General features: G+C 67.8%; 25 protein-coding genes and 1 pseudogene. 16 read left to right on the forward strand and 10 right to left on the reverse strand.

What is annotated here, in order from left to right; all coding sequences use genetic code 11:
• The first annotated feature begins 78 nt into the window (after nucleotides 1-78).
• The 8 genes and pseudogenes from N5K27_RS05640 (at nucleotide 79) to N5K27_RS05675 (ending at nucleotide 5,431) form a co-directional block, all read left to right on the forward strand.
• On the forward strand, nucleotides 79-1,014 hold the full coding sequence (locus N5K27_RS05640; protein WP_279815153.1) for a fumarylacetoacetate hydrolase family protein: 936 nt from the start codon (nucleotides 79-81) through the stop codon (nucleotides 1,012-1,014).
• Nucleotides 1,015-1,065: 51 nt separating this feature from the next.
• Nucleotides 1,066-2,019 carry an ABC transporter substrate-binding protein gene (locus tag N5K27_RS05645; RefSeq protein WP_279815155.1) on the forward strand — a complete coding sequence of 318 codons (954 nt, stop codon included), beginning with the start codon at nucleotides 1,066-1,068 and terminating at the stop codon, nucleotides 2,017-2,019.
• Nucleotides 2,020-2,078: 59 nt separating this feature from the next.
• A pseudogene (locus N5K27_RS05650) lies at nucleotides 2,079-2,626 on the forward strand (VOC family protein).
• On the forward strand, nucleotides 2,623-2,856 hold the full coding sequence (locus N5K27_RS05655) for a hypothetical protein (protein WP_279815157.1): 234 nt from the start codon (nucleotides 2,623-2,625) through the stop codon (nucleotides 2,854-2,856). Before N5K27_RS05650 ends, N5K27_RS05655 begins: the two are co-directional and overlap by 4 nt.
• 21 nt (nucleotides 2,857-2,877) lie before the next feature.
• Nucleotides 2,878-3,438, forward strand: a complete 561-nt coding sequence (locus N5K27_RS05660) for an ABC transporter permease (RefSeq protein WP_279815158.1) — start codon at nucleotides 2,878-2,880, stop codon at nucleotides 3,436-3,438.
• A 38-nt stretch (nucleotides 3,439-3,476) separates the two neighbouring features.
• Entirely contained in the window at nucleotides 3,477-3,776 is a 300-nt protein-coding gene (locus tag N5K27_RS05665; RefSeq protein ID WP_279815159.1) for a VOC family protein, read from the forward strand.
• A gap of 11 nt (nucleotides 3,777-3,787) precedes the next feature.
• The gene (locus tag N5K27_RS05670) at nucleotides 3,788-4,582 is read left to right on the forward strand and encodes an ABC transporter ATP-binding protein (protein ID WP_279815160.1); all 795 of its coding nucleotides are present in this window, start codon (nucleotides 3,788-3,790) and stop codon (nucleotides 4,580-4,582) included.
• A gap of 90 nt (nucleotides 4,583-4,672) precedes the next feature.
• A complete protein-coding gene (locus N5K27_RS05675; protein ID WP_279815343.1) occupies nucleotides 4,673-5,431 on the forward strand; it encodes a dihydrodipicolinate synthase family protein in 759 nt (252 codons plus the stop codon).
• 85 nt (nucleotides 5,432-5,516) lie between these two features.
• On the opposite strand, the gene N5K27_RS05680 is transcribed toward N5K27_RS05675, so the two are convergent.
• The 3 genes from N5K27_RS05680 to N5K27_RS05690 all read right to left on the reverse strand — a co-directional run bounded on the left by N5K27_RS05680 (nucleotide 5,517) and on the right by N5K27_RS05690 (nucleotide 8,319).
• A complete protein-coding gene (locus N5K27_RS05680) occupies nucleotides 5,517-6,392 on the reverse strand; it encodes an amidohydrolase family protein (protein WP_087839173.1) in 876 nt (291 codons plus the stop codon).
• Between the two features lie 80 nt (nucleotides 6,393-6,472).
• Entirely contained in the window at nucleotides 6,473-7,174 is a 702-nt protein-coding gene (locus N5K27_RS05685; protein WP_087839174.1) for a 4-carboxy-4-hydroxy-2-oxoadipate aldolase/oxaloacetate decarboxylase, read from the reverse strand.
• 176 nt (nucleotides 7,175-7,350) lie between these two features.
• Nucleotides 7,351-8,319 (reverse strand): tripartite tricarboxylate transporter substrate binding protein, encoded by a 969-nt coding sequence (locus tag N5K27_RS05690; RefSeq protein WP_087839175.1) that lies wholly within the window; start codon nucleotides 8,317-8,319, stop codon nucleotides 7,351-7,353.
• A 174-nt stretch (nucleotides 8,320-8,493) separates the two neighbouring features.
• Between N5K27_RS05690 and N5K27_RS05695 the strand changes: the two genes are divergently transcribed.
• From N5K27_RS05695 to N5K27_RS05715, 5 genes are all read left to right on the forward strand, one after another.
• The gene (locus N5K27_RS05695; RefSeq protein WP_087839176.1) at nucleotides 8,494-9,432 is read left to right on the forward strand and encodes a LysR substrate-binding domain-containing protein; all 939 of its coding nucleotides are present in this window, start codon (nucleotides 8,494-8,496) and stop codon (nucleotides 9,430-9,432) included.
• Between the two features lie 96 nt (nucleotides 9,433-9,528).
• Nucleotides 9,529-11,043, forward strand: a complete 1,515-nt coding sequence (gene zwf, locus N5K27_RS05700; RefSeq protein ID WP_243724640.1) for a glucose-6-phosphate dehydrogenase — start codon at nucleotides 9,529-9,531, stop codon at nucleotides 11,041-11,043.
• A gap of 57 nt (nucleotides 11,044-11,100) precedes the next feature.
• The gene (locus N5K27_RS05705) at nucleotides 11,101-11,889 is read left to right on the forward strand and encodes an endonuclease/exonuclease/phosphatase family protein (protein WP_279815165.1); all 789 of its coding nucleotides are present in this window, start codon (nucleotides 11,101-11,103) and stop codon (nucleotides 11,887-11,889) included.
• Nucleotides 11,886-13,157, forward strand: coding sequence for a cardiolipin synthase ClsB (gene clsB, locus N5K27_RS05710; RefSeq protein WP_279815167.1), 1,272 nt, complete (start codon nucleotides 11,886-11,888; stop codon nucleotides 13,155-13,157). Before N5K27_RS05705 ends, clsB begins: the two co-directional genes overlap by 4 nt.
• Nucleotides 13,132-14,106: a lysylphosphatidylglycerol synthase domain-containing protein gene (locus N5K27_RS05715; protein ID WP_279815169.1), complete on the forward strand. Its 975-nt coding sequence runs from the start codon at nucleotides 13,132-13,134 to the stop codon at nucleotides 14,104-14,106. Before clsB ends, N5K27_RS05715 begins: the two co-directional genes overlap by 26 nt.
• Before the next feature lie 12 nt (nucleotides 14,107-14,118).
• Here N5K27_RS05715 and N5K27_RS05720 read toward each other — a convergent pair whose 3' ends face one another.
• Nucleotides 14,119-14,604, reverse strand: a complete 486-nt coding sequence (locus N5K27_RS05720) for a MarR family transcriptional regulator (RefSeq protein WP_087839181.1) — start codon at nucleotides 14,602-14,604, stop codon at nucleotides 14,119-14,121.
• Nucleotides 14,605-14,825: 221 nt separating this feature from the next.
• Nucleotides 14,826-15,914 carry a porin gene (locus tag N5K27_RS05725; RefSeq protein ID WP_087839182.1) on the reverse strand — a complete coding sequence of 363 codons (1,089 nt, stop codon included), beginning with the start codon at nucleotides 15,912-15,914 and terminating at the stop codon, nucleotides 14,826-14,828.
• A gap of 161 nt (nucleotides 15,915-16,075) precedes the next feature.
• Here N5K27_RS05725 and opgC point away from each other — a divergent pair, with 161 nt between their 5' ends.
• Nucleotides 16,076-17,305: an OpgC domain-containing protein gene (opgC, locus tag N5K27_RS05730; RefSeq protein ID WP_243724641.1), complete on the forward strand. Its 1,230-nt coding sequence runs from the start codon at nucleotides 16,076-16,078 to the stop codon at nucleotides 17,303-17,305.
• An 8-nt stretch (nucleotides 17,306-17,313) separates the two neighbouring features.
• Here opgC and N5K27_RS05735 read toward each other — a convergent pair whose 3' ends face one another.
• A complete protein-coding gene (locus N5K27_RS05735; protein ID WP_087839184.1) occupies nucleotides 17,314-17,991 on the reverse strand; it encodes an SGNH/GDSL hydrolase family protein in 678 nt (225 codons plus the stop codon).
• Between the two features lie 200 nt (nucleotides 17,992-18,191).
• On the opposite strand from N5K27_RS05735, the gene N5K27_RS05740 reads away from it, so the two are divergent.
• Nucleotides 18,192-18,497 carry a hypothetical protein gene (locus N5K27_RS05740; protein WP_087839185.1) on the forward strand — a complete coding sequence of 102 codons (306 nt, stop codon included), beginning with the start codon at nucleotides 18,192-18,194 and terminating at the stop codon, nucleotides 18,495-18,497.
• Between the two features lie 6 nt (nucleotides 18,498-18,503).
• Here N5K27_RS05740 and N5K27_RS05745 read toward each other — a convergent pair whose 3' ends face one another.
• The 3 genes from N5K27_RS05745 to dusA form a co-directional block, all read right to left on the reverse strand.
• A complete protein-coding gene (locus tag N5K27_RS05745; RefSeq protein WP_279815172.1) occupies nucleotides 18,504-19,370 on the reverse strand; it encodes an SDR family oxidoreductase in 867 nt (288 codons plus the stop codon).
• Between the two features lie 61 nt (nucleotides 19,371-19,431).
• Nucleotides 19,432-20,070, reverse strand: a complete 639-nt coding sequence (locus tag N5K27_RS05750; RefSeq protein ID WP_279815174.1) for an AAA family ATPase — start codon at nucleotides 20,068-20,070, stop codon at nucleotides 19,432-19,434.
• A gap of 117 nt (nucleotides 20,071-20,187) precedes the next feature.
• Nucleotides 20,188-21,201 (reverse strand): tRNA dihydrouridine(20/20a) synthase DusA, encoded by a 1,014-nt coding sequence (gene dusA, locus N5K27_RS05755; RefSeq protein WP_087839188.1) that lies wholly within the window; start codon nucleotides 21,199-21,201, stop codon nucleotides 20,188-20,190.
• A 75-nt stretch (nucleotides 21,202-21,276) separates the two neighbouring features.
• Here dusA and N5K27_RS05760 point away from each other — a divergent pair, with 75 nt between their 5' ends.
• Complete coding sequence (locus N5K27_RS05760) at nucleotides 21,277-21,654, forward strand: hypothetical protein (RefSeq protein WP_087839189.1); 378 nt, start codon at nucleotides 21,277-21,279, stop codon at nucleotides 21,652-21,654.
• Between the two features lie 35 nt (nucleotides 21,655-21,689).
• On the opposite strand, the gene N5K27_RS05765 is transcribed toward N5K27_RS05760, so the two are convergent.
• Nucleotides 21,690-22,697, reverse strand: a complete 1,008-nt coding sequence (locus N5K27_RS05765) for a tripartite tricarboxylate transporter substrate binding protein (protein ID WP_087839190.1) — start codon at nucleotides 22,695-22,697, stop codon at nucleotides 21,690-21,692.
• Nucleotides 22,698-22,705 lie beyond the last annotated feature (8 nt).

The raw sequence follows: 22,705 nt of genomic DNA on the forward strand, positions 1-22,705 counted from the left end.
TGGAAAATAAGATTGCACACAATTTATTGAAAGTGAATGCAAAGCTGTGCCGGATGTCATCAACAGAGGAGTTGTCGAATGTCCTGGATTGCCCTTGCCACTTACCGCTGGTCCGACCGGCTGGCCCCCGCCCTGGTCCTGGACCAGCGCCTGTACGACCTGGACGCGGCCCTGGCGGCAGGATTGCCGGCCTTGCCCGAGGCCTGCCGCGGCGGCATCGCCCGCATGCTGGAAGCCTGGCCGCAGACCGCCCCATGGCTGCGCGAGGCAGGTCCGGCGGCCGAACGCCTGGCTGCCTCGGGCGCCATCCGGCCGGTGCCCGCCGGTGAACGCACGGTCGCCGCTCCCTACGTGCCGCAGCGCATTTTCTGCGCCGCCTCCAACTACGCGGCCCATGCCAACGAGATGGGCACCGTCCTGGCCGCCAAATCCCAAAGCAAGCCCTACATGTTCCTGAAGCTGTCGAACACCGTGGTGGGCGATGGCGACGTGGTCCAGCTTCCGCCGGAAACGGCCATGCTGGACTGGGAAGTGGAACTGGCGGCCGTCATCGGCACGCGGTGCCGGCGCGTGTCGGCCGAGCGGGCGCTGGACCACGTCGCCTGCTACACCATCCTGAACGACGTGTCGGCACGCGACCTGAACGTGCGGTCCGACTACCCCTTCAAGCACGACTGGTTCCAGGGCAAATGCCACGATACGTTCGCGCCGCTGGGGCCCTGGCTGGTGCCGTCCTGGCAGATTCCCGATCCCCAGGCCGTGCAGCTCAGGCTGGACGTCAATGGCGAGCCGATGCAGCAGGACAGCACCGCCAACATGATCTGGACGGTGCGCGAGCAGATCGCCTACCTGTCCACCATCGTCACGCTGGAACCGGGCGACGTCGTCGCCACCGGCACGCCCACCGGCGTGGGCATGGGACGGGGCATCTACCTGAAGGCCGGCGACACCATGGTCGCCACCGTCGACGGCATCGGCCGTCTGTCCAACCAGGTGCAAGCCGAGAAGGTCTGAGCGCGCCGGGTAGTCGTGGTCATTCGCTGTACGTCGTATGGAGAAGAAGACATGCAACCCTGCAAGCAAGGTTTTGCGGCGTGGGGCCGGGCACTGGGCCTGGCGGCGCTGATCGGTTGGGCCGGCGCGGCGCACGCCCAGGAGAAGGTCGCATACAACATGGCCTGGCTGCCCCAGGGCAGCTCCGTGGGCGTGATCGTCGCGCAGGAACTCGGGTATTTCAAGGAAGCGGGCCTGGACGTCAACATCCAGCGCGGCTACGGCGGCAACCGTACCGCGAACGAACTGGACCAGGGGCAGTACGAGTTCGGCTACGTCGACCCGATCAGCCTGGTCCTGAACCGGTCCAACGGCGGCAAGATCCGCATGGTGGGCGCGCTCAACACGCGCTGGCCGGCCGGCATCTGCTTCGATACCCGGCGGCACAAGCCCAAGTCGCCTGCCGACATGAAGGGGCTGACGCTGGGGGGCGGCTCGGCCTCGCCGGTCCACAACGTGGTGCCGGCGTGGCTGGAACTCAACGGCCAGCCGCGCGACGGCATCCGGCTGCTGCGCATGGACCCGGCCGTCGTGGACGCCTCGCTGATCGAGGGACGCATCGATCTGGCCGAATGCTGGCGCGCGAGCAACCGCGCGGTCACGCAGAAGCAGGCCGATGCGGCGGGCGTGCCGCTGGGCTGGGTCGAATACAGCGATTTCGGCCTGGATGCCTACGGCAGCGGCTTCGCCGCCAGCGAGGACACCATCCGCAAGCGGCCCGACATGGTGCGCAAGTTCCTGAAGGCTTCCTATCGCGGCTATGCATACGCATTCGCCAATCCCGAGCGGGCGGCCGACCTCATGGTCAAGATGTTCCCCGTCACCGACCGGAGCGTGGCGCTGGCCCAGATCCGCGACATGGCGGACCTGCTGGTCGACCCGCAGGCCAAGGACCAGGGTTGGGCTATCTGCGCGACGACCGCATGCGCTCGACGGTGCAGTTCGTCGACAAGGCCTTCGGCCTGAACGGCAAGGTCAAGCCGCAGGACACCTATACCAACGATCTGCTGAAGTAGGAGGCAAGCATGGCGACTCGACCCTGCCCCCGCAGGCTGGGGCACGTCGTATTGAACGTGCGCGACCTGGCGGCCTCGGTGCGCTTCTATACCGACATCGTCGGGCTGGAGGTGTCGGACTACATCGAGGACCAGATGGCGTTCCTGCGTTGCGGCCGCGACCACCACGATCTGGCGCTGGCGCAGATGCCGGCGGTCCCTTGCGCGAAGCCACCTATGCGCCTGGGCGCCCGGGCATGGAACATTTCTCGTACGAGCTCGGCTCCCTGGCCGAGATAGAGGATGCGGCGCGCTACCTGCAGGACCGCGGCGTGGAGATCGTGCGCGGCATAGGCAAGCACGGGCCGGGCGAGAACCTGTTCCTGGTGTTCAAGGATCCCGACGGCAACTACTGCGAGTTCTATGCGGAAATGGTGCAGGTCACACCCGAGCAGCCGCATACGGCGCGGGTCTGGCGGAACGATCTCGCGGCCTTCGACCAATGGCATTTTTCCCGCTTCGTCGTGCCGGCTCCCGACTGGGGGCCCCGCGGCGGTGGGCAGGAGGGGCAGGCATGAACGCGCACGTACAACCCACCACGCTGCCCGCGGCCGGACGGCGCGCGCTGCGGCTGCTGCCATCCGGCGATGCCTGGCGCCGCGTGATCGATCCCGCCGTGCTCTGCCTGATGCTGGCGCTACTGTGGGAGCGGGCCGTCGACATGTTCGGCATCAAGCCCTACCTGTTGCCGCCGCTTTCCAAGGTGCTGGAAAGCCTGTGGGCCAATCGCGCCGCGCTGGTCCTGTAATCCTGGGTCACGACCCAGGAAGTGCTGGCCGGCTTCGCGATGGCGGTCATCGGCGGCATCGCGCTGGGGCTGGCCATCCATGCGATGCCGCTGCTGCGGCGGGCGCTGTATCCGCTGGTCGTGGTGTTCCAGGGGCTGCCCAAGATCGCGCTGGCGCCGCTGATGGTGATCTGGTTCGGCTACGGGTCGGCGTCCAAGATCCTGATGGCCTTCCTGTTCGCTTTCTTCCCGGTCGTGATCGCGACCATGGGGGGACTGGCCGGCACGCCCGCCCACCTGATCGAGCACTTCAAGGCCATACGCGCGCCGGCCTGGACCACGTTCCGCCGCCTGTACGTGCCGGCGGCGCTGCCCTCCATCATGGACGGGTGCCGCTCGGCCATGCCGCTGGCGGTCATCGGCGCCATCGTGGGCGAGTTCGTGGGCTCGGACAGCGGCCTGGGCCACCTGATACTCGAGGCCAACGCCAATGGCCGCACCGACTATCTGTTCGCCGCGCTCATCGTCGTCTCGGCCGTGGCCGGCCTGCTGTATCTCTTGGTCGAACTGGCGGCCAAGCGCATCTGGTGGCGAGGCTTCTGAGCCTCGCGTCCATCTCACATCTTTCAGGAGCATTTCGCATGGCCAAGCTACGTCACATCGCCCTTGCCGTTCCCGATCCCGAGAAGGCCGCCAAGTTCTACAGCGAGGTATTCGGGCTGGAGATCGTCGAACCCACGCATTCGCCGCTGGCCGATGGCGTGTACCTGTCGGACGGCACGATCTGCCTCGCGCTGCTCAACTACAAGACCGACGATGCCGCCGGCCGCGACCGGGGCAAGGATTGGGTGGGCACCCATCACTTCGGCTTCTGGGTCGACGACCTGGACGGCGTCGTGTTCGACATCTCGGAAGGGGGTTGGGTCGGGGCGCGCAAGTGAGAGCCGCGGCCATGACGGGCGGGGATGCGGGAGCGGTGCGGATCGAGACCGCCGTCCAGGTCGAGCGGACCGCCAAGACCTTTCGTTCGCGCAACGCCGTGCGGGCGCTCGACCAGGTCGATTTCTCCATCGCGCGCGGGGAGTTCGTGTCCATCCTGGGGCCGAGCGGCTGCGGCAAGAGCACGCTGCTGCGCATCGTCGCGGGCCTGATCCAGCCCGACGCGGGAGGCGAGATCCGGGTGTTCGGGCATTCCCAGACGCGCATGTCCAGCGACGTGGGCGTGGTGTTCCAGACCCACAACATGCTGCCGTGGGAAACGGTGGAGGCCAACATCCGGCTGGCGGCCGAGGTGGCGGGCGTGGCGCCCGCCGAGATCGACCGCCGCGTGGAGCAGATCCTGCCGGTGCTCAAGCTGGAGCGGTTCCGCCGCAACCATCCGCACCAACTGTCGGGCGGCATGCGCCAGCGCGCGGCGCTGGGGCAGATCCTGATCACGCATCCCAAGGTGCTGCTGCTGGATGAACCCTTCGGCGCGCTGGACGCGCTCACGCGCGACCAGTTGAACGTCGAGCTGCTGCGGCTCTGGCAGGAGATGCGGCAGACGGTGCTGCTGATCACGCACAGCATCGCGGAGGCCGTTTTCCTGTCCGACCGGGTGCTGGTCATGAGCGAGAGTCCGGGGCGCATCGTCGAGGACATGCGGATAGACCTGCCGCGTCCGCGCGACCCGCGCACCACCAAGGAACAAGCCGCTTTCGGGCAATACGTCGGCCGCCTGGGCCGGCTCATGGGCGTCGGCTACTGACATCGTCCTATACGGGAGTACACATGCAGATTTCGAAATTCCACGGCGTCGTGCCGGCCATGGCCACGCCCTTCACCCGCGAACCACCGCCTGGACGAGGCGAGGGTGGGCGAACTGATCGACGGGTATATCCGGGCCGGGGTGCATGGCATCTCGGTGGCCGGCAGCCAGGGCGAGTTCTTCGCGCTGGACACCGACGAGCACATCCGGCTGCTGGAGCTGTCGATGCAGGCCATCGACGGCCGCGTGCCGCTGTATGCCGGCACGGGCGGCGCGACCACGCGCAAGTCCATCGAACTGACCAAGGCCGCCGAAGCCCTGGGCGTGGACCTGGCGCTGGTCATCACGCCGTATTTCGCGCAGCCGTCGCAGGACGAGCTGGTCGAGCACTACACCGCGGTCGCGCGCGCCACCCGGCTGCCGGTCATGCTGTACAACAATCCGCCGCGCACCAGCGTGAACGTGCTGCCGGCGACGCTGGCGCGCTGCATGCGCGCCGCGGAGAACATCGTGGGCATGAAGGACTCCAGCGGCGACCTGACGCAGTCGGTGGAGTACCTGTTGACCGCGCCGCGCCCCGCGCTGCTGTTCTCCGGGCGCGATACCGTGGCGCTGGCCATGATGTTCCATGGCGGGCAGGGCACGATCTCGCCGGCGGCCAACGTCTTTCCCGAGCTGATGGTGCGCATGTACGACGCGCTGCGGGCCGGCAACCAAGACGAGGCGGTGCGCATCTCCAACGTGTTCGCGCCGCTGCGCGCCGCCTGGGCCTGGGGATCGTTTCCGGTGGTGATCAAGGAGGCCATGGCGCTGGCCGCGGTGGTGGAACGGATCGGGGCGGCGGCCTAGGCGGCCGCCCAAATGAATGGCCCCGGGGCGCGAAGTCCGCACGTCCGGGGCCGGGGGTAAAGCGTCGTCAGCCAGTGCGCGGCGGTCAGGCCAGCGGCTTGAAGCGGTAGAGTTTCTCGGGATTCTCGACCAGCAGCTTGCGGCGCAGGGCGGGATCCGGGCAGAAGTCCAGCATCAGGTCGACCAGCTCGCCGTCGTTGGGCATGTCCTTCGAGATGTTCGGGTGCGGCCAGTCGGTGCCCCACAGCACGCGGTCCGGCGCGGCTTCGATCAGCCGGGCGGCGAAGGGCGCGGCATCGGCGAAGGGGCGCTTGCCCACGGACACGCGCTCGCCGCCGCAAACCTTGACCCAGGCCAGCGGGTTCTTCATCAGTTCCAGCAGCGCGCGGAAGGGCTCCTGGTCCAGGCCCTTGGCGGCCTGCACGCGGCCCATGTGGTCGATCACGAAGGGCACGTTGATGCGATTGATGCGATCGCTGTAGGTCAGGATGTCCTGAGCGTCCAGGTGCAGCACGACGTGCCAGCCCAGGCCGTCCAGGCGCTCGATGGTCTTGTCGAAGATTTCCAGGTCGGGCGCGCCGCCCAGGTGCTGCACGAAATTGAAGCGCACCGCGCGCACGCCGCCGGCGTCCATGTCGGCCAGTTGTTCGTCGGTCTCGGAGCCGTTGACGATGGCCACGCCCAGGTAGCGGCCTTCGCTGCGGGCGATGGCGTCGAGCATGGCGCTGTTGTCGTCGCCGTGGCAACTGGCCTGAACGATCACCGCGCGGTCCAGGCCCAGGAAGTCATGCAACTGGCGCAGGCGCTCGAAGGGCGCGTCGGGCGGCGTGTAGCTGCGGTCGGGCGCGTACGGGAACTTGTCGGCGGGGCCGAAGACGTGGCAGTGGGCATCGCACGCGCCGGCCGGCAGGGCCTCGCGCGGTTTGACTGGATTCGGATCGGGTGCGGCGCAGGTTTTCATGGTTCAGCTTCAGGTTCGGGGACTGCCGCGGCAGGCCGCGGCGAGGTCCGTTGGAGACGGGTCTCCCCCAGGGGGCGGTCTCAGCCGTTCAGTTCGTCCAGCGAGTCGACATAGCGCAGGCCGGCCTCGGCCAGCCTGGGTCGCATGTTGTAGATGTCCAGGCCGAGCTCGCCGGCGGCCAGGCGGGCGCGCTTGCCTTCCTCTTCCTGCACGCGCTTGTCGGCCTTCTGGATGACGGTGGCGACCTGGGCGTTGGGCACGATGGCCACGCCGTCGTCGTCGGCCACGATGGCATCGCCGGGATGGACCAGCGCGCCGCCGCAGACAATGGGCACGTTGACCGAGCCGATGGTGGCCTTGACGGTGCCGCGGGCATTGATGGCCTTGGACCAGACGGGGAAGCCCATCGCGGTCAGGGTGGCCACGTCGCGCACGCCGGCGTCGATCACCAGGCCGCGCACGCCGCGCGCCTTGAGCGAGGTGGCGAGCAGGTCGCCGAACATGCCGTCGGCGTTCTCGGTGGTGCAGGCCACGACCAGGATGTCGCCCGGCGAGCACTGCTCGACCGCGACGTGCAGCATCCAGTTGTCGCCCGGTTGCGCCAGCACCGTCACCGCCGGCCCGGCAATCGACGCGCCCGCGTAGATCGGACGCATATAAGGCCGCATCAGGCCGACGCTGCGCCCCTGGGCCTCATGCACCGTGGCCACGCCCTGCGCAGCCAGCTTCTCCGCCGCGCCCTCGGGCAGCGCCGGTTTCTTTCGTACGACTACACCCAGCATTCTTTTCTCCAACCGTTAAGCAACACGTCGCATCGTGTCCACCACTACCAGCCAGCCCTGCCAACAAAACGCCAGTCATCGCCAGCCCATTGGTACCCCAGGAAACCGCGGATCCGGCTCCGCCGGTCCGCCAGTTTCGCCCCCTGGGGGGCGCGCGTAAGCGCGTAGGGGGGGGACTACTGTTTTTCTATTTTTGCCGTATCGATCACCTTGCTCCACTTCGCGATCTCGGCCACCAGGAAGTCCTGGAATTCCTTGGGCGTGTTCGTCTGCGGAATCATGCCGACCTCGACCAGCTTCTTGTTGATGGCCGGATCCTTGACCACTTCGCGCACGGCGGCGTTCAGCTTGTCGACGATGGCGGGCGGCGTGCCGGCGGGCGCGGCGAAGCCGTTCCACGATACGGCCGTGTAGCCCGGCACGGTTTCGGCGATGGTCGGGGTGTCGGGGAACAACTGGCCGCGCTTGACCGAGCCCACGCCCAGCACGCGCAGGCTGCCGCCCTTGATGTTGCCGATGACGGCAGGCACCGTCTCGAACATGACCTGCACGCTCTTGCCCTTGACGGCGCTCAGGACCTCGCCGCTGGACTTGAACGGAATGGTGGGGACGTCCAGGCCGGCCATGGAGCGGAACATCTCGGCCGACAGGTGCTGGGTGCTGCCGACGCCGATGGTGCCCAGGTTGAAGTGCTGCGGGTCCTTCTTGGCCGCGGCGATGGCGTCGGCGACGGTGTGCAGCGGGCTGCTCTGGTCCACGGCCATGACGATGTCGAACGAGCCGACCATGGAGACCATGGCGAGCTGCTTGACCGGATCGTAGGGCAGCGACTTGAACAGCGACGGGCTGACGGCCTGCTGGTTGCTGACCAGGAAGAGCGTGTGTCCGTCGGGCGTCGCGCGCGTCACGGTGACGGCGCCGGTGATGCCGCCGGCGCTGGGCATGTTCTCGACCACGACGGGCTTGCCGAACTTCTCGGCCAGGCCCTGGGCGACGATGCGGGCGGTGACGTCGGCCACGCCGCCGGGCCCGAAGGGCACGATCAGGCGCAGCGGCTTGGTGGGGAATTCCTGGGCCTGGGCGCCGGCGGCGACCAGGGTGGCGGTGGCGCCGAGACACAGGCGCGCGAGCAGGGTACGGATCATTGTCGTCCTCAAATCGTTGGAGGGGGTGGCGACGGGTCGCCTGCCCGCCTTCTGGTCATGGATGGCGCCACGGACGCCATCCAGTCAGCTTGCCATTTTGACCCGGAAATCCCCATTGGAAACCACAAATCAGAACTAGCTGTTATGCTTAAAAAACATGAATCGGGGCTTTCCATGGACTTGAAACAACTCGAGTGCTTCGTCCGGGTCGTCGAGTTCGGCAGCGTCACCCGGGCCGCGATCACCCTCAATCTATCGCAACCCGTGGTCAGCCGCCACGTCCGGCAGCTCGAGGTCGAACTCAAGGAGCACCTGCTCGAACGCAATGGTCGGGGCGTCATACCCACCGACGCCGGCAAGCGGCTGCTGGAGCGGGGCCGCGGCATCCTGCACCAGGTGCGCCTGGCCAGGCAGGAGATCGAGGACTTGCGCGGCTCGCCGGCCGGCAAGGTCGTGGTCGGCATGCCCCCCAGCGTCGGCAAGTCGCTGACGGTGGACCTGGTCAGCGATTTCCGTGCCGAGTTCCCGCGGGCCTCGCTGGGCGTGGTCGAGGCTCTGACGGTGTCCATGTACGAGTGGCTGCTGCTGGGCCGCCTGGATTTCGCGCTGTTGTACAACCCGCCCGTCACGCAGCAGGCGGCCTACGAGCATGTTTGGTCCGAGGACCTCTATCTGATCGGCAGCCGGGGGCTGGACGGCAAACCCATGCCGGCCAGCGTCAAGATGCGCGAGCTGGCGAATTATCCGTTGATCACGCCGGGGCAGCCCAACGCCATCCGCAATCTGCTGGACGTGCAGTGCGCGCGCCTGGGCGTGCCCTTGTCGGTCTCGCTGGAAGTGGATGCGATCGAATCCCTGCTGGACCTGGTGGACCGGGGCATGGGCTACGCGGTCCTGTCGCGCAACGCCATCTACGGCCGCGCCCATCGTCCGAACCTGCACGCGTCCCGCATCGTCTCGCCGTCGCTGACCAGCCAGCTGGTGATCGCGACGGTGTCGCAGCGGCCGCTGACGCGCCTGGCCCAGGCCACCATCGACCTGATCCGCAAGCGCATCCAGGGCGGCATCCTGGCGGGCGACGGGCAGCGCGACGCGGCCCGGGGCAGGGCGTGACCAGATGTGAGCGCGCGGCCCGGCCGTGTTGCGACGCCGCATCGCCGCCGCCATAATCGGGCCATGTCCTGGAGGCGGCAAGCGATGGATTCCCCGATGAACAGGCAGGCGCCGATGGCGTTGCAGCCTGCCCCGCGTTGTACCCTGGTCATCTTCGGCGCGACCGGTGACATGACCGGCCGCCTGCTGGTGCCGGCGCTGTACAACCTGGCGCGCTTCAACCTGCTGAATTCCGATTTCCGCGTGATCGGCGTCGGCCACCGCAAGCTGGACGACGACGAGTTCCGGCGCGGATTGAAGCATTCCATGGACCAGGTCGTCGCCTCGCGGGGCGGGCAGGCCTCGGCCAGCTTCGACGTCCAGGCCTGGGACTGGCTGATGGGCCGCACGTCCTTCCTGATGGGCGATTTCGAGGGCGAGCAGACCTACGCCCAGCTCGCCACGATGCTGGCGCCCGAGCCGGGCGGCGTCATCTTCTATTTCGCCACCGCGCCCACGTTCTTCCAGTCCATCGCGCGCCACCTGCACGATGCCGGACTGTTGAAGCAGGGACACGGCCGCTGGCGCCGCGTGGTGATCGAGAAGCCGTTCGGCCGCGACCTGCCCTCGGCGCGCGAGCTGAACAAGCAGCTGACGCGGGTCGTGCACGAGAACCAGATCTTCCGCATCGACCATTTCCTGGGCAAGGAGACGGTGCAGAACATCCTGGTTTCCCGCTTCGCCAACAGCGTGTTCGAAAGCAACTGGAACCGGCTGTACATCGATCATGTCCAGATCACGGCGGCCGAGGCGATAGGCGTGGAGCGGCGGTCGCAGTTCTACGAGCAGACCGGAGCGCTGCGCGACATGGTGCCCAACCACCTGTTCCAGCTGCTGGCCATGGTGGCGATGGAGCCGCCCAACTCCTTCGATGCCGACGCCGTGCGCACCGAGAAGGAAAAGCTGCTGGACGCCATCCGTATCCAGACGCCGGCCGAGGCGCTGCAGAACAGCGTGCGCGGACAGTACCGCGCGGGCCTGGTGGGCGGCCAGCCCATGCGCGGCTATCGCGAGGAAGAGGGCGTCGCTCCGGATAGCCGGACCGAGACCTACGTGGCCCTCAAACTGGGTATCGACAACTGGCGCTGGGGAGGCGTGCCGTTCTACCTGCGCACCGGCAAGGCGCTGGCGCGGCGCCAGACGCAGATCGTCATTGCCTTCAAGGATGCCGGCCATGCGCTGTTCCGCCAGAACGCGCAGGAAAAGCCGCCCTCCAACTCCCTGGTGCTGCAGATCCAGCCCGACGAAGGGCTGTTCTTCCACATGAAGGCCAAGGTGCCGGGATCGAAGATACGCATCGCGCCCGTCAGCATGGATTTCCGCTACGCGGATCATTTCATGACGGGGCACAGCTCGGGCTACGAGACCCTGATCTACGACTGCATGGTGGGCGACGCGACCCTGTTCCAGCGCGCCGCCGACATCGAACTGGGCTGGGAGGCGGTCATGCCGTTCCTGCAGGCCTGGGAGGACGGCGGCGAGATCCATCCCTACCGCGCCGGCAGCCAGGGGCCCGTGCAGGCCGACGTGCTGCTGGCCCGCGACGGGCGGCAATGGCTGTCGCTGGACTAGGGTCCCCTAGAAAGAGGCTCGCACAGGGCGGGAACGCTTCTTGCGGCAGCGGGCCGCATGAACACCGAGATCGATGGCAAGAGGCAAGGCGGCCCGGACGGGCTGACGTTCCGCGTCCTGACCGTGAATGTCCACAAGGGATTCAATTTTTTCAATCGCCGCTTCATCCTGCATGACCTGCGGGAGGCGGTGCGCAGCGTGTCGGCCGACATGGTGTTCCTGCAGGAAGTGCTGGGCACGCATGCCCGCCATTCGCTGCGGTTCGCCGATTGGCCCGCGACCCCCCAGTACGAATTCCTGGCGGACACCATCTGGACGGACTTCGCCTATGGACGCAACGCCGTTTATCCGGACGGCCACCATGGCAACGCGGTGCTGTCCAAGTTTCCCATCGTCCACTACGAGAACCGCGACGTTTCCATCAGCGGGCCGGAGCGGCGCGGCCTCTTGCATTGCGTGGTCCGGGCGCCCGGCACGGCAGCAGACATCCACGCGATATGCGTCCATCTCGGGTTGCAGGAGCGCCATCGCGTGCGCCAGTTGCAACTGCTGTGCCACCTGGTGGAGAAGGAGATTCCCGCCGACGCGCCGCTGGTGGTGGCCGGCGATTTCAATGACTGGCGCCGCCGCGCAGGCAGGGTGCTGAACGGCTGCGCAGGTTTGCGCGAGGTGCACGCCCACGCGAGCGGGCGGCTGGTGCCCACCTTTCCCGCGTGGTGTCCGGTGCTGCCGCTCGATCGGATCTACGTGCGCGGCGCGCGCGACCACTGGCCCATGCCCCTGGGGCGCCGGCCCTGGACGTCGCTGTCGGACCACGCGCCACTGGCGGCGGAGATCGTGCTATGAGCGGGCCGGCCCGTGGCAGCGGCGGCCGCCAGCGCGGCCCGCGCCGGCCCCCCGCCAGCACGCAATGGATGCCGGGCAACGCGGTGTCGCTGCTGGAGAACGGCGAAGCCTTCTTTCCCCGCGTGTTCGAGGTCATCCGAGGGGCCCGCCGCGAGGTGCTGCTCGAGACCTTCATCCTGTTCGAGGACAAGGTCGGACTGGCGCTGCGCGAGGTGCTGCTGGATGCCGCCAGGCGCGGCGTCTTCGTATCCGTGCTGGTGGACGGCTACGGTTCGGTGGACCTGTCGGAGGCGTTCCTGGCGGACCTGATCGCAGCCGGCGTGCATTTCCGCGTGTTCGACCCGCGTCCCAAGCTGCTGGGCATGCGCACCAATGTCTTCCGGCGCATGCATCGCAAGCTGCTGATCGTCGACGGCGAGACGGCCTTCGTCGGCGGCATCAATTTCTCGGCCGATCATCTGGCGGATTTCGGCCCGAGCGCCAAACAGGACTATGCCATCGAGGTGCGTGGCCCCATCGTCGCGCGCCTGCGCAGCTTCGTGCGCACGGGAGAGGTCAGGCGCGGCCACCCGGACGCCCGGCCGGGCACGGATGCCGAACGCGCCGGCGACGCGGAATGCCTGTTCGTGGTGCGCGACAACGATGCGCACCGGACGGACATCGAGCAGCACTACCGCATCGCCATCCGTGCGGCCCGCCGCGACCTGACGATCGCCAACGCGTATTTCTTTCCCGGCTACCGCCTGCTGCGCGACCTGCGCCATGCCGCGCGCCGCGGCGTGCGCGTGCGGTTGATCCTGCAAGGAGAGCCCGACATGCCCATCGTCAAGGTGGGCGCGCGCATGCTGCACGACTACCTGCTGGATGCCGGCGTGAAGATCTATGAGTATTGCGAGCGGCCGCTGCATGGCAAGGTGGCCGTGGCCGATGACGACTGGTCCACCGTGGGGTCGAGCAATCTCGATCCGCTGAGCCTGTCGTTGAACCTCGAAGCCAATCTCGTCATCCGCGACCAGCGGTTCAACCAGGTGTTGCGCGAGCGGCTGGATGCGCTGGTCAGTAGGCATTGCCGCGAAGTGAAGGCCGTTGCGTCGCACCGGCGGCCGATATGGCGGGCGGCGGCGTCGTTCCTGGCCTTCCATTTCCTGCGGCGCTTTCCCGCCTGGGCGGGTTGGCTGCCCGCGCACACCCCCAAACTGGAGAAGGTCGAGGCGCCCCCGCGGGGCCAGGCCGAGCCACCCGATGCCCACTCTCGCCAAACCGGATAGAAGCTGCACACCGTCCCGCACCCGAAGCCGCCGCCGCTCGTGGTGGTGGTGGGGCCGGCACGCGCTCACGCTGCTCTTCATCGCCGTGGTGGTGCTGCTGCTGGCCGAACAGGTCACCAAGATCGACTGGAGCAAGGTGCTGCAAGCGCTCAAGGCCTACACGGGGTGGACCCTGGCCGCGGCGGCGGGCCTGACCGTGGTCAGCCATCTCCTGTTCGGCGGTTTCGACCAGCTCGGCAGGCGCTACGTGGGCAGCCCGTTGCGTCCGGCCCAGGTCGCGGTGGTGGCGGGAATCTGCTATGCCTTCACCCTGAACATGGGAGCGCTGATCGGCGGCATCGCCTTTCGCTACCGGCTGTATTCCCGCCTGGGGCTGGCGGCGCCCGACATCACCAAGATCTATGCGCTGAGCGTATTGAGCAACTGGCTGGGCTACCTGATCCTGCTGGGAGCCCTGCTGCTTGCAGGCGCGGTGCATGTGCCGCCGCGCTGGGGGATACCGGCGGGCCTGCTGCCCGTGCTGGGCGTGGCATGCTGGGCGCTGGTGGCCGGGTATGCGGCGATGTGCGCGGGGGTGGGACGCCGCCGTTTCACGCTGAAGGGAGTGCCCATCGAGTGGCCGGGATGGCGGATGGCGCTCGTGCAGGGCGGAATGTCGATCGCCAACTGGCTGATCATGGGATGGATCATCCATCTCTTCATCGGGGGGCGGGTCGACTATCCCACCATCCTGGGCGTGATGTTGCTGAGCGCGGTGGCCGGGGCGCTGACGCATGTGCCGGCGGGACTGGGCGTGCTGGAGGCCGTGTTCCTGACGCTGCTGGCAGGCGCGCTGCCTCCCTACGAGATCCTGGCCGCGCTGCTGGCGTATCGCGCGATCTACTACCTGTGCCCGCTGGTGCCGGCGGTGGCCGCATACGCCGTGCTGGAAGCCCGGGCGCGCCGGTAGCTGCCGCCAGGGCTAGGCGCGCGCGCCGCGCACGATCTTGGCCAGCAGTTCGCCCAGTATCTGCCGTTCCCCTTGGGACAGCGGCGCCAGGACGGTTTCTTCCATGCCGTGCGACAGTCGCTCGGCCTCGAGCGCCAGCCGGCGGCCTTCCGGAGTCAGCACCACGTGATGGGCACGCCGGTCGGTGTCGCTACGCTCGCGCGACAGCAGTCCGCGCTCTTGGAGCCGGTCCAGGACCAGCGCCAGGCGCGGCGCGGACAGCGACAGGCTGCGGCACAGGTTCTGCTGGTTGGCCTTGTCGTTGTGGGCCAGCAGCACCAGGATGGCGAACTCCACGGGTCGCAGGTCCAGGTCCTTCATGTGCGAGAAGAAGGCCTTTTGCAGCTTGACGTGCGCGAGCGAGGTCTGGAAGCCCAGCAGGTGGGAGAGTCGGGATTGGTCCAGGTCGGATTTGGCCGGTCGCGGCGTGGTGGTGGTGCGCGGCGAGGTCTTGGGCATGTGGTGGCGAGTGCGAGTCGATGCGGGGGCGCGGGGGCTTTCCTCGGGGCGGCCCGGCGGCAAGAAATGCCCCCACGCTTGCCGCTACGCGGCGGCGCTGCCCTCCGAGGGGGCGCTTTTTGCCTGGGGGCGGCCCGGCGGCAAAAAAAAGGGCCGCCGCGAGGGCGGCCCGGTCCAGTGCCACAACATACCACACAGGGCGGCTGCGCGCCGCCCGGACTTCAGAAGCTGTGCCGCATGCCCAGCATGACGCCGGTCTGGTTCAGGCCGTTGGGAAGACCAGCCAAGGCCTGACCGCCGCTGACCGAGAGGTTGGCGTTTTTGTTGTTGTCCATGTAGCCCACCAGGCCGTAGACCGCCGTGCGCTTGGAGAGCGAATAGGTTGCGCGCACCGTGGCCAGCGTGGAGCGGGCGTCGGTGGTCTTGTTCTTCAGGCGGGCCACCTGGCCGTCCAGGGTCCACGCCGACGACAGGGCATACGTGACGCCCAGGTAGTACAGGTTGGCCTCCGAGCGGGTGGCCGCGCGCGTGATGCGGCCGATCCAGCCGCCGCCGATCTTCAGGTCGCCGAAGCGGTAGTAGCCGTTGAGCAGGGTGCGGGTGTCGGACGTGTCGCTGCTGGAGAGGCCGCCGGCGGCGCCGGTGCCGCCGCGCATCTGGTCGTAGGCGGCGGCGATGCCGCCCGGACCCATGTCGTACTTGAGCAGCGCGGTGACCTGGCGGCAGGCCTTGCGGTCGCCGGGAACCTCGCCCGCGCAATTGGTGGCGGCCGGACCGCCGGTGGCCGCGGCATCGCGGCCGAAGCTGTAGGTGGCGCCGACGGTCAGGCCCGAGAACGTGCCGCGATAGCCGATCGCGTTGTCCGACCGCGTGTTGGGGATGTAGTTGTCGAGCGACCCCAGGCCGTACACCGCGGGCCCCATGACGTCGGAGTCGAGCAGGGCGTAGAAGGTCATGTTGGACTGGCGGCCCAGCGTGACCGTGCCCCAGTTGCCCGACAGCCCGACCCACGCCGCGCGGCCGAACAGGCGGCCGCCCTGGCCCGATACCCCGGTATCCACGCCGAAGCCGCTCTCCAGGGTGAAGAGCGCCTTCAGGCCGTTGCCCAGGTCTTCCGTGCCGCGCAGGCCCCAGCGCGAGGGCATGAGCCCGCCGGTGTTGCTCGGCATGCGCCAGGTCGCGTCGCCTTGCGCGTTGGCGTGGTTCACGTATTCGATGCCCGTGTCGAGAATGCCGTACAGCGTGACGTTCTGCGCGTGCGCGCCGGTGGCGGCCAGTCCGAGGGCGCTGGCCAGCAGGATGCGTTTCATGTGTCTCCTTCCCTGTTTCCGGGTTTGATTTGTTTAACAATGATAAATATTAATTTTGTTAAGTAATTAGGGGCTTACCCGTATCGGATTGCAACAAGCACGAATTGTTCGCATTCCATGTTGTCCATGCACACTCGACCCAGATTGCGTCCGCCTCGCCCGTGTCCACCACTTCCAACTTCGCTCCCGCTCCGCCGCCCGTTTCGTCCCGCCGTTGGGAACTGGACGCGCTGCGCGGATTGATGCTGGTCCTGATGACTTCCACGCATCTGCCTACCTGGTTCGCGATACCCGCGGGCCAGCCTTTCGGCTTTGTCTCGGCCGCGGAAGGCTTCGTCTTCCTGTCTGCGTACATGGCCGGGCTGGTGTACACCCAGCGCGCCGTGCGCGACGGCATTCCCGCGATGCGCCGCGCGTTCCTGCGGCGCGCATTGGTTATCTACGCGTGCCAGGCGGCGTGCCTGCTCTTCCTGTTCACGGTCATTGCCGCGCTGGGCATGAAATTCCACCAGCCGGCCGCGAACAACCTCATGTCGTTCTATCTGCATGCGCCGCTGACCGGCCTATGGACCGGACTGTTGATGATCTACAACCCGCCGCTGCTGGATATCCTGCCGGTCTACATCGTCTTCATGCTGGCGAGCCCGTGGATCCTGAGCCATGTCCTGCAAGGGGGATGGAAAACCGTGATGGCGGCCAGCATCGCGCTGTGGGGCGCCGCCCAGTTCGGCCTGTCGCGCGTGCTGTACGACGCGCTGGTGGCGGCGACCGGCCTGCCGGTGCCGTTCCGCGAGACCGGCTCCTTCGAGACCTTCGCCTGGCAACTGCTGTGGGTGCTGGGCCTGTGCCTGGGGGCCTACCATGCGCGGGTGCCGTCCGAGCGCCGCATCGTCTTCCCGTCATGGCTGGTCAAGGCAGCGGTGGGTATCGCGATACTGTTCTTCGTCTGGCGCCACATGACCGGGCTGGAACCTTTTCCCCAGAACGATCCGCTCAACCTGTGGTTCGACAAGTGGCACGTCGGGCCGCTGCGGCTGCTCGACTTCCTGGCGCTGGTCGTGGTGCTGCTGCACTACGGCGGCTGGCTGACCCGTCATCTGCCCCGCCTGCGGCTGCTGGAAACGCTGGGCGCCGCGTCGCTGCCGGTCTTCTGCGCCCATCTGGTCATCGTCCTGGTGGCGCTGGCCGTGGTGGGCGAAAGCCATCCGGGCAGGCCGCCGTGGTTCGATCCGCTGATGTTCGCGCTCAGCATCGCCGCCATGTACGCCGTGGCCCGGCTGGTGCGCATGTTCGGCTCGGGGCCGAGGTCCGGGCAGGGCCGGCGGGCGGCGCCGGCGGCGCGTACGGGCGGCTCAGGGACGACGCTGAGCGTGGAGGCGGGGCAGGGCTAGGGACGCGCCTAGCGCACGTGGCTCGCGATGACCGACGTCCAGAGCGCGTAGCCGGCGTCGTTCAGATGCAAGGCGTCGTCGCGGAACAGCTCGGCCCTGGGCATGCCCTCGGACGTCAGCATGGGGGTGAAGACATCGATGTAGTCGGCGTTGGGCACGCTTTGCGTGTAGGCCTTGATGAGCGCGTTGGTGGCGCGTGCCTGCGGAATCAGCGAGTAGCGCGCCGGGCTCGGCTTGATCGAGATGTAGGCGATCCGGGTATCGGGCAGGGCATGGCGCACGCCTTCGACGAAGACCTTGAAGCTGTCCAGGATCTGGCCGGGCGACCGGCCCTCGGCCAGGTCGTTGTCGCCGGCGTAGACGAGGACGATGCGGGGCTGGTAGGGAACGACCAGCCGCGTCAGGTGGCGGGCGCAGTCGATCATGCGCGAACCGCCGAAGCCGCGCTTGAGGACGGGGAGATCCTTGAACCGGGTTTCCAGATCGTTCCACAGGCGTATGGACGAACTGCCTATGAACAGGATGCCGCCGGGAGCCGGCGCATGCAGGCGGTCGGCCTGATCGAACGCGGCGAAGCTGGCCGCCCACTGCGTATCGGGCACGGCCGGCGCGCTGTCCGCCGGATCGGCCGCGCAGGCGCTGCCCGCCGCGAGCAGCAGGGCGAAAACGGCAAGGCGAGACCTCATGGGGCGTGCGGGAACAACGCGGCGACGAAACATCCATCATACCGGCAGCCGCGCGCCTGCGGCCTCGAATTTGTTGCCGATGTGGTGCCAGTCGCCACAAGAATGGCACGAATGTAAACTTTTGATAGCGCGGCGGACCTCTTCGTAAATCCTGCACTCCAATGGTCTAGGATCGAAAGACGGACTCTCGGAGGCCAGCCATGAACCAAGTCGTCGAACACGCCGCCGTTCAATATTTCCTGAAGTCCCGGGTGCACGATCTGCCGGAGGGACAGTTCCGGGGTTATGTCGAGGTGAAGGCCCGCTCCGGCAAGGACATGCTCGACAGCCGGCTCAAATACTGCCCGTTGATACGCGGTACCTGGAACGAGGCCATCGAGGACGCCGAGCGCCTGGCCGAGAGCATGCGCGCCTCGGAGTACCACGACGGGGAGTGCTTCGTCTTTTCCACCCGCGGCGCCAGCAGCTTCGACGCGCTGATGAACATGTTCGCCAGCGCGCGCTGATACGGTCTAGCCGTTGATGATTTCCCCACCGTTGGGGTGCAGCACCTGGCCAGTCATGTAGCTGGCGTCGTCCGACGCGAGGAATACGTAGCAGGGAGCCACTTCCTCCGGCTGGCCGGGCCGCTTCATGGGAACCTTGGACCCGAAGGTCGAGACCTCCTCGGCACTGAACGAGGCGGGGATCAGCGGGGTCCAGATCGGCCCGGGCGCCACCGCGTTGACGCGGATGCCACGCTCGACCACGGCCGACGACAGTGAACGGGTGAAGGCGACGATCGCTCCCTTGGTGGCGGCGTAGTCGATCAGATGCGAACTGCCGCGATAGGCGGTGACGGACGTGGTGTTGATGATGGCACCGCCGGACATCATGTGCGCGAGGGCTTCCCGGGTCAGGTTGAACATGCCGAAGAAATTCGTGCGGAAGGTCCGTTCCAGCTGGGCGCTGTCGATGTTTTCCAAGGCCCTGCGCGGATGTTGTTCGCCGGCATTGTTCACGAGGACGTCGATGCGGCCGAGCTCTTCCATTGCGCGCCGCACGACTTCCCGGCAGTGCGATTCGCTGCCGATGTCCCCCGCCATTCCCACGCAACGGCGTCCGGCCTGGGTCACCAGCCGGCGGGTTTCCTCGGCGTCGGCGGTCTCGTCCAGGTAGGTGAAGAGGATGTCCGCGCCTTCCTTGGCGAAGGCCACCGCCACGGCGCGCCCGATGCCGCTGTCGCCGCCGGTGACGATGGCGCAGCGGCCCTCCAGCTTGCCCGAGGCCCGGTAGTCCGGCCGTGTCGTCCTGGGCTCCGGATGCATGTCTTCCTGCATGCCGGGTTGCCGGGGTTGCTGCTGAGGGGGCAGGGTCTGCGGATTGGATTTGCCTGGCATCGTCGTTCTCCCATGAAAAAGAAACGGGCCGACGAGTCCAGCAACTTGCGTGCCGCGGCTTCTACCGCGGCGCGGCGAAGGCCTCCGGACTTTCGTACTGAATGTCCAGCAGTTCGAACACCTGCATGGCCAGCTCCACGCAGGCATTGGTGAGCTGCCAGGGAAGCGTGGCCGGGATGCGGTCCTGCAGCAACAGCTTGGTTGCCGCGAGGTGGGGGATAGGGTCCAGCAGCCGATGGCCGAAGGCGCCCAGCAGCTCGTCGGTAGCGGCCTGCGCCATGCGATGGGCCGCCGGGTCCGCCGGCCATTGCGAGGGCAGCCCCCAGGCGCGCGGCATCCACTCCAGGTCGCGCAGCACGGTGCGCATGTCTTCGTGAGAGTCGCGGAAGGGCAGCAGGACCAGATCGGCCAGGTTCGCGAGATGGCTGTCGGTGTCCGAACGGTTGCCGCCACCGTCGATGACGCCGAACCAGTCGCCCACGTCGTTCAGCGTGGCGACGACCTTGACCAGGTTGCCGGCGTCGCGCGCGTCGAAAGGCAGGTAGAGCCGGTTTTCCTTGGACAGGCGTTCACGCTCGAGATCGGTCAGCACGCACACCACGCGCTTGCCCAGCAGCGCCATGCCGTGCGAGATCATGTGCGACAGCGTGGTCTTGCCGGTACCTCCCTTGTTTCCCAGCACGCATACGATCTGGGCCATGACCTCCCCTGGGCGGGCACGGACGCGGGCCGTACCTGTCCAGCAGTATGGACGGGGCACGGCCGCGCCGAAAGCGCGAATAACGGGGGATAGCGGCGGTTGTTCGGCGCCGGATGCTCAGGCGGCGCGGCGTTCGGCCGCGTTGGCCACGACCTGCCAGGCGGCGTCGATCAGGGCGGGATCATTGGCGGCCAGCAGGCGGTTGTCGGAAAGCATCTGGCGCCAGCGGCGGGCCCCGCCCTGCGTGTTGAACAGGCCCAGCATGTGGCGGACCACCGAGCGCAGCGGCACTCCGCCGGCCACCTGCCGGCCGGCGTAGTCCATCATCGCCCGCACCACGGCTTCGTCGCCGGGAATGGGGGTTTCCGGCCACAGCCGGCGGGACAGCTCGGACAGCACGCGAGGCCGGTGATAGGCCTCGCGCCCGAGCATGACGCCGTCCAGCTCGCCGCCGCCTTGGCCGACGTGCGCCAGCGTGTCGCCGGGGTCCGTCAGGCCGCCGTTGAGCACGATCAGGGTCCGCGGGAAGTCGCGCTTGAGCTGGCGCGCCACGTCGTAGCGCAGCGGCGGAATTTCGCGGTTTTCCTTGGGCGACAGGCCCTTGAGCACGGCGTTGCGGGCGTGGACGATGAAGACCTCGCAGCCCGCCTCGTGCACGGTGCCGACGAAGTCGCGCACGAAGCCGTAGGACTCGTCGTAGTCCAGGCCGATGCGGTGCTTGACCGTGACCGGGATATCGACCGCGTCGCGCATGGCCTTGACGCAATCGGCCACCAGCGCCGGCGTGGACATCAGGCAGGCGCCGAACGCGCCTTTCTGCACCCGGTCCGACGGACAGCCGCAGTTCAGGTTGATTTCGTCGTAGCCCCAGTCCTGGCCGGCCCGGGCCGCGCGCGCCAGGGCCTCCGGTTCGTTGCCGCCCAATTGCAGCGCGACCGGATGTTCGCTGTTGTCGAAATCCAGGTGCCGGGCCGCGTCCCCGTAGAGAATCGCGCCGGTGGCGATCATCTCGGTGTACAGGCGGGCATGCGGGGACAGCAGCCGGTGGAAGTAGCGGCAATGGCGGTCGGTCCAGTCGATCATGGGCGCGACACACAGCGCCCAGCCGCCAAGTCGTTGATTTGAAAGCATAATGCCGCAATCATAACCCGCCGTGCGGCTTAACCGATATCATTGCCGTCACGTCCAGACCCGGAGATCTCTTTCATGCGCAAGCAATTCCTTGCCGCCACGCTGTTGCTGGCCGCCTCGGCGGGCACGGCCTACGCCGCCAATCTCAGCTTCCTGAACCAGTCCATCCTGGTGCGTATACCCAAGGCCCAGGTCCCCGCGTTCTCGACCGAGGTGGGACGCGTCCTGAACGACGTGGCCGATGGCCAGCAGGCGACCTGGACCAGCAAGGCCGAGCGGTCGCGCCAGGTGCCCGTCAGCGTCACGCTGGCGCCGAAGAACACCACTCGCACCAGCAAGGGCCAGACCTGCCGCTTCCTGGCGGCCGACGTCGCGCAGGGAACGGCGAAGGAGAACTGGGGGTTCTGGTTCTGCAAGCAGGAGAACGGCGCCTGGCGCGCGAGCGGGATGTAGGCCGGCAAAGCGAATGCCGCGGCGCCTGCGCGCCGCTATTCCAGCTTGAGTCCCAGCCGCTTGATCACCCCGCCCCAGCGGCGCGTGTCGGTCTCGATGCGCGCCGCCATCTCGGCTGGCGAGCCGCCCGTGGCGTCCCAGCCCTGCGCCGCCAGCTTGGCCCGCACCGGGGCCGACCGCAGGATGGCGTTGATCTCTTTCGCCAGCATGGCCGCCACCGGTGCCGGCGTGGCGCGCGGCGCGTAGGCGCCTATCCACAGCTCCGCGGCAAAGCCCGGCAGGCCCGCGGCCTGGGCGACGGTCGGCACCCCCGGCGCCAGCGGCGAAGGCTGCGCCGACGTGACGCCCAGTACGCGCACCTTGCCCGCCTTGGCCTGTTCGATGGCCCCCGAGGGCGCCATGAACCCCGCCTGGATCTGTCCGCTCATCACGGCCATGGTGACCTGCGGGAAGCCCTGGTAGGGGACGTGCATCATCCGGATGCCGGTTTCCTGCGCGAACAGTTCGCCCGTCAGGTGCGAGCCCGAACCCACACCCACCGACCCGTACGAGATCTCCTTGTGGTGGGCGCGCGCGTCGTCCACCAGCTCGCGCAGCGTGGCATAGGGCAGCTTGGGATCGATGACCAGGATCTGCGGGCTGACCGCGGCCAGGGACAGCGGCTGCAGGTCCCGGGCGACGTCGTAGGGCAGGTTGGGATAGAGCAGGGCCGAGGTGGTCAGCGGACCGTGGGCGGTCACGCCGAAGGTATGGCCGTCGGTGGCTCGCGCGACCAGGTCGACGCCGATGTTGCCGGCGGCGCCGGGTTTGTTCTCGACGATGACCGGCTTGCCCAGCTTCTGAGACAGCGGCTCGGCGATCAGTCGGGCCACCGTGTCGGGCGAGGTGCCGGCGGGAAAGCCCACGATGAGCTTGACCGGCTGGGTGGGCCAGGGGGCGTCGGCGCCGCGCGTCATTCCCGTGGCGAGCAGGCCGCCCGACAGGACGGCGAAGGCGAACAGCGTGCGCCGCCGCGGCGCGGAACGGTGCGAAAGGCAGGGCATGGATGTCT

It is taken from the genome of Pigmentiphaga sp. GD03639, from assembly GCF_029845405.1.
Lineage (GTDB): Bacteria > Pseudomonadota > Gammaproteobacteria > Burkholderiales > Burkholderiaceae_B > Pigmentiphaga > Pigmentiphaga daeguensis.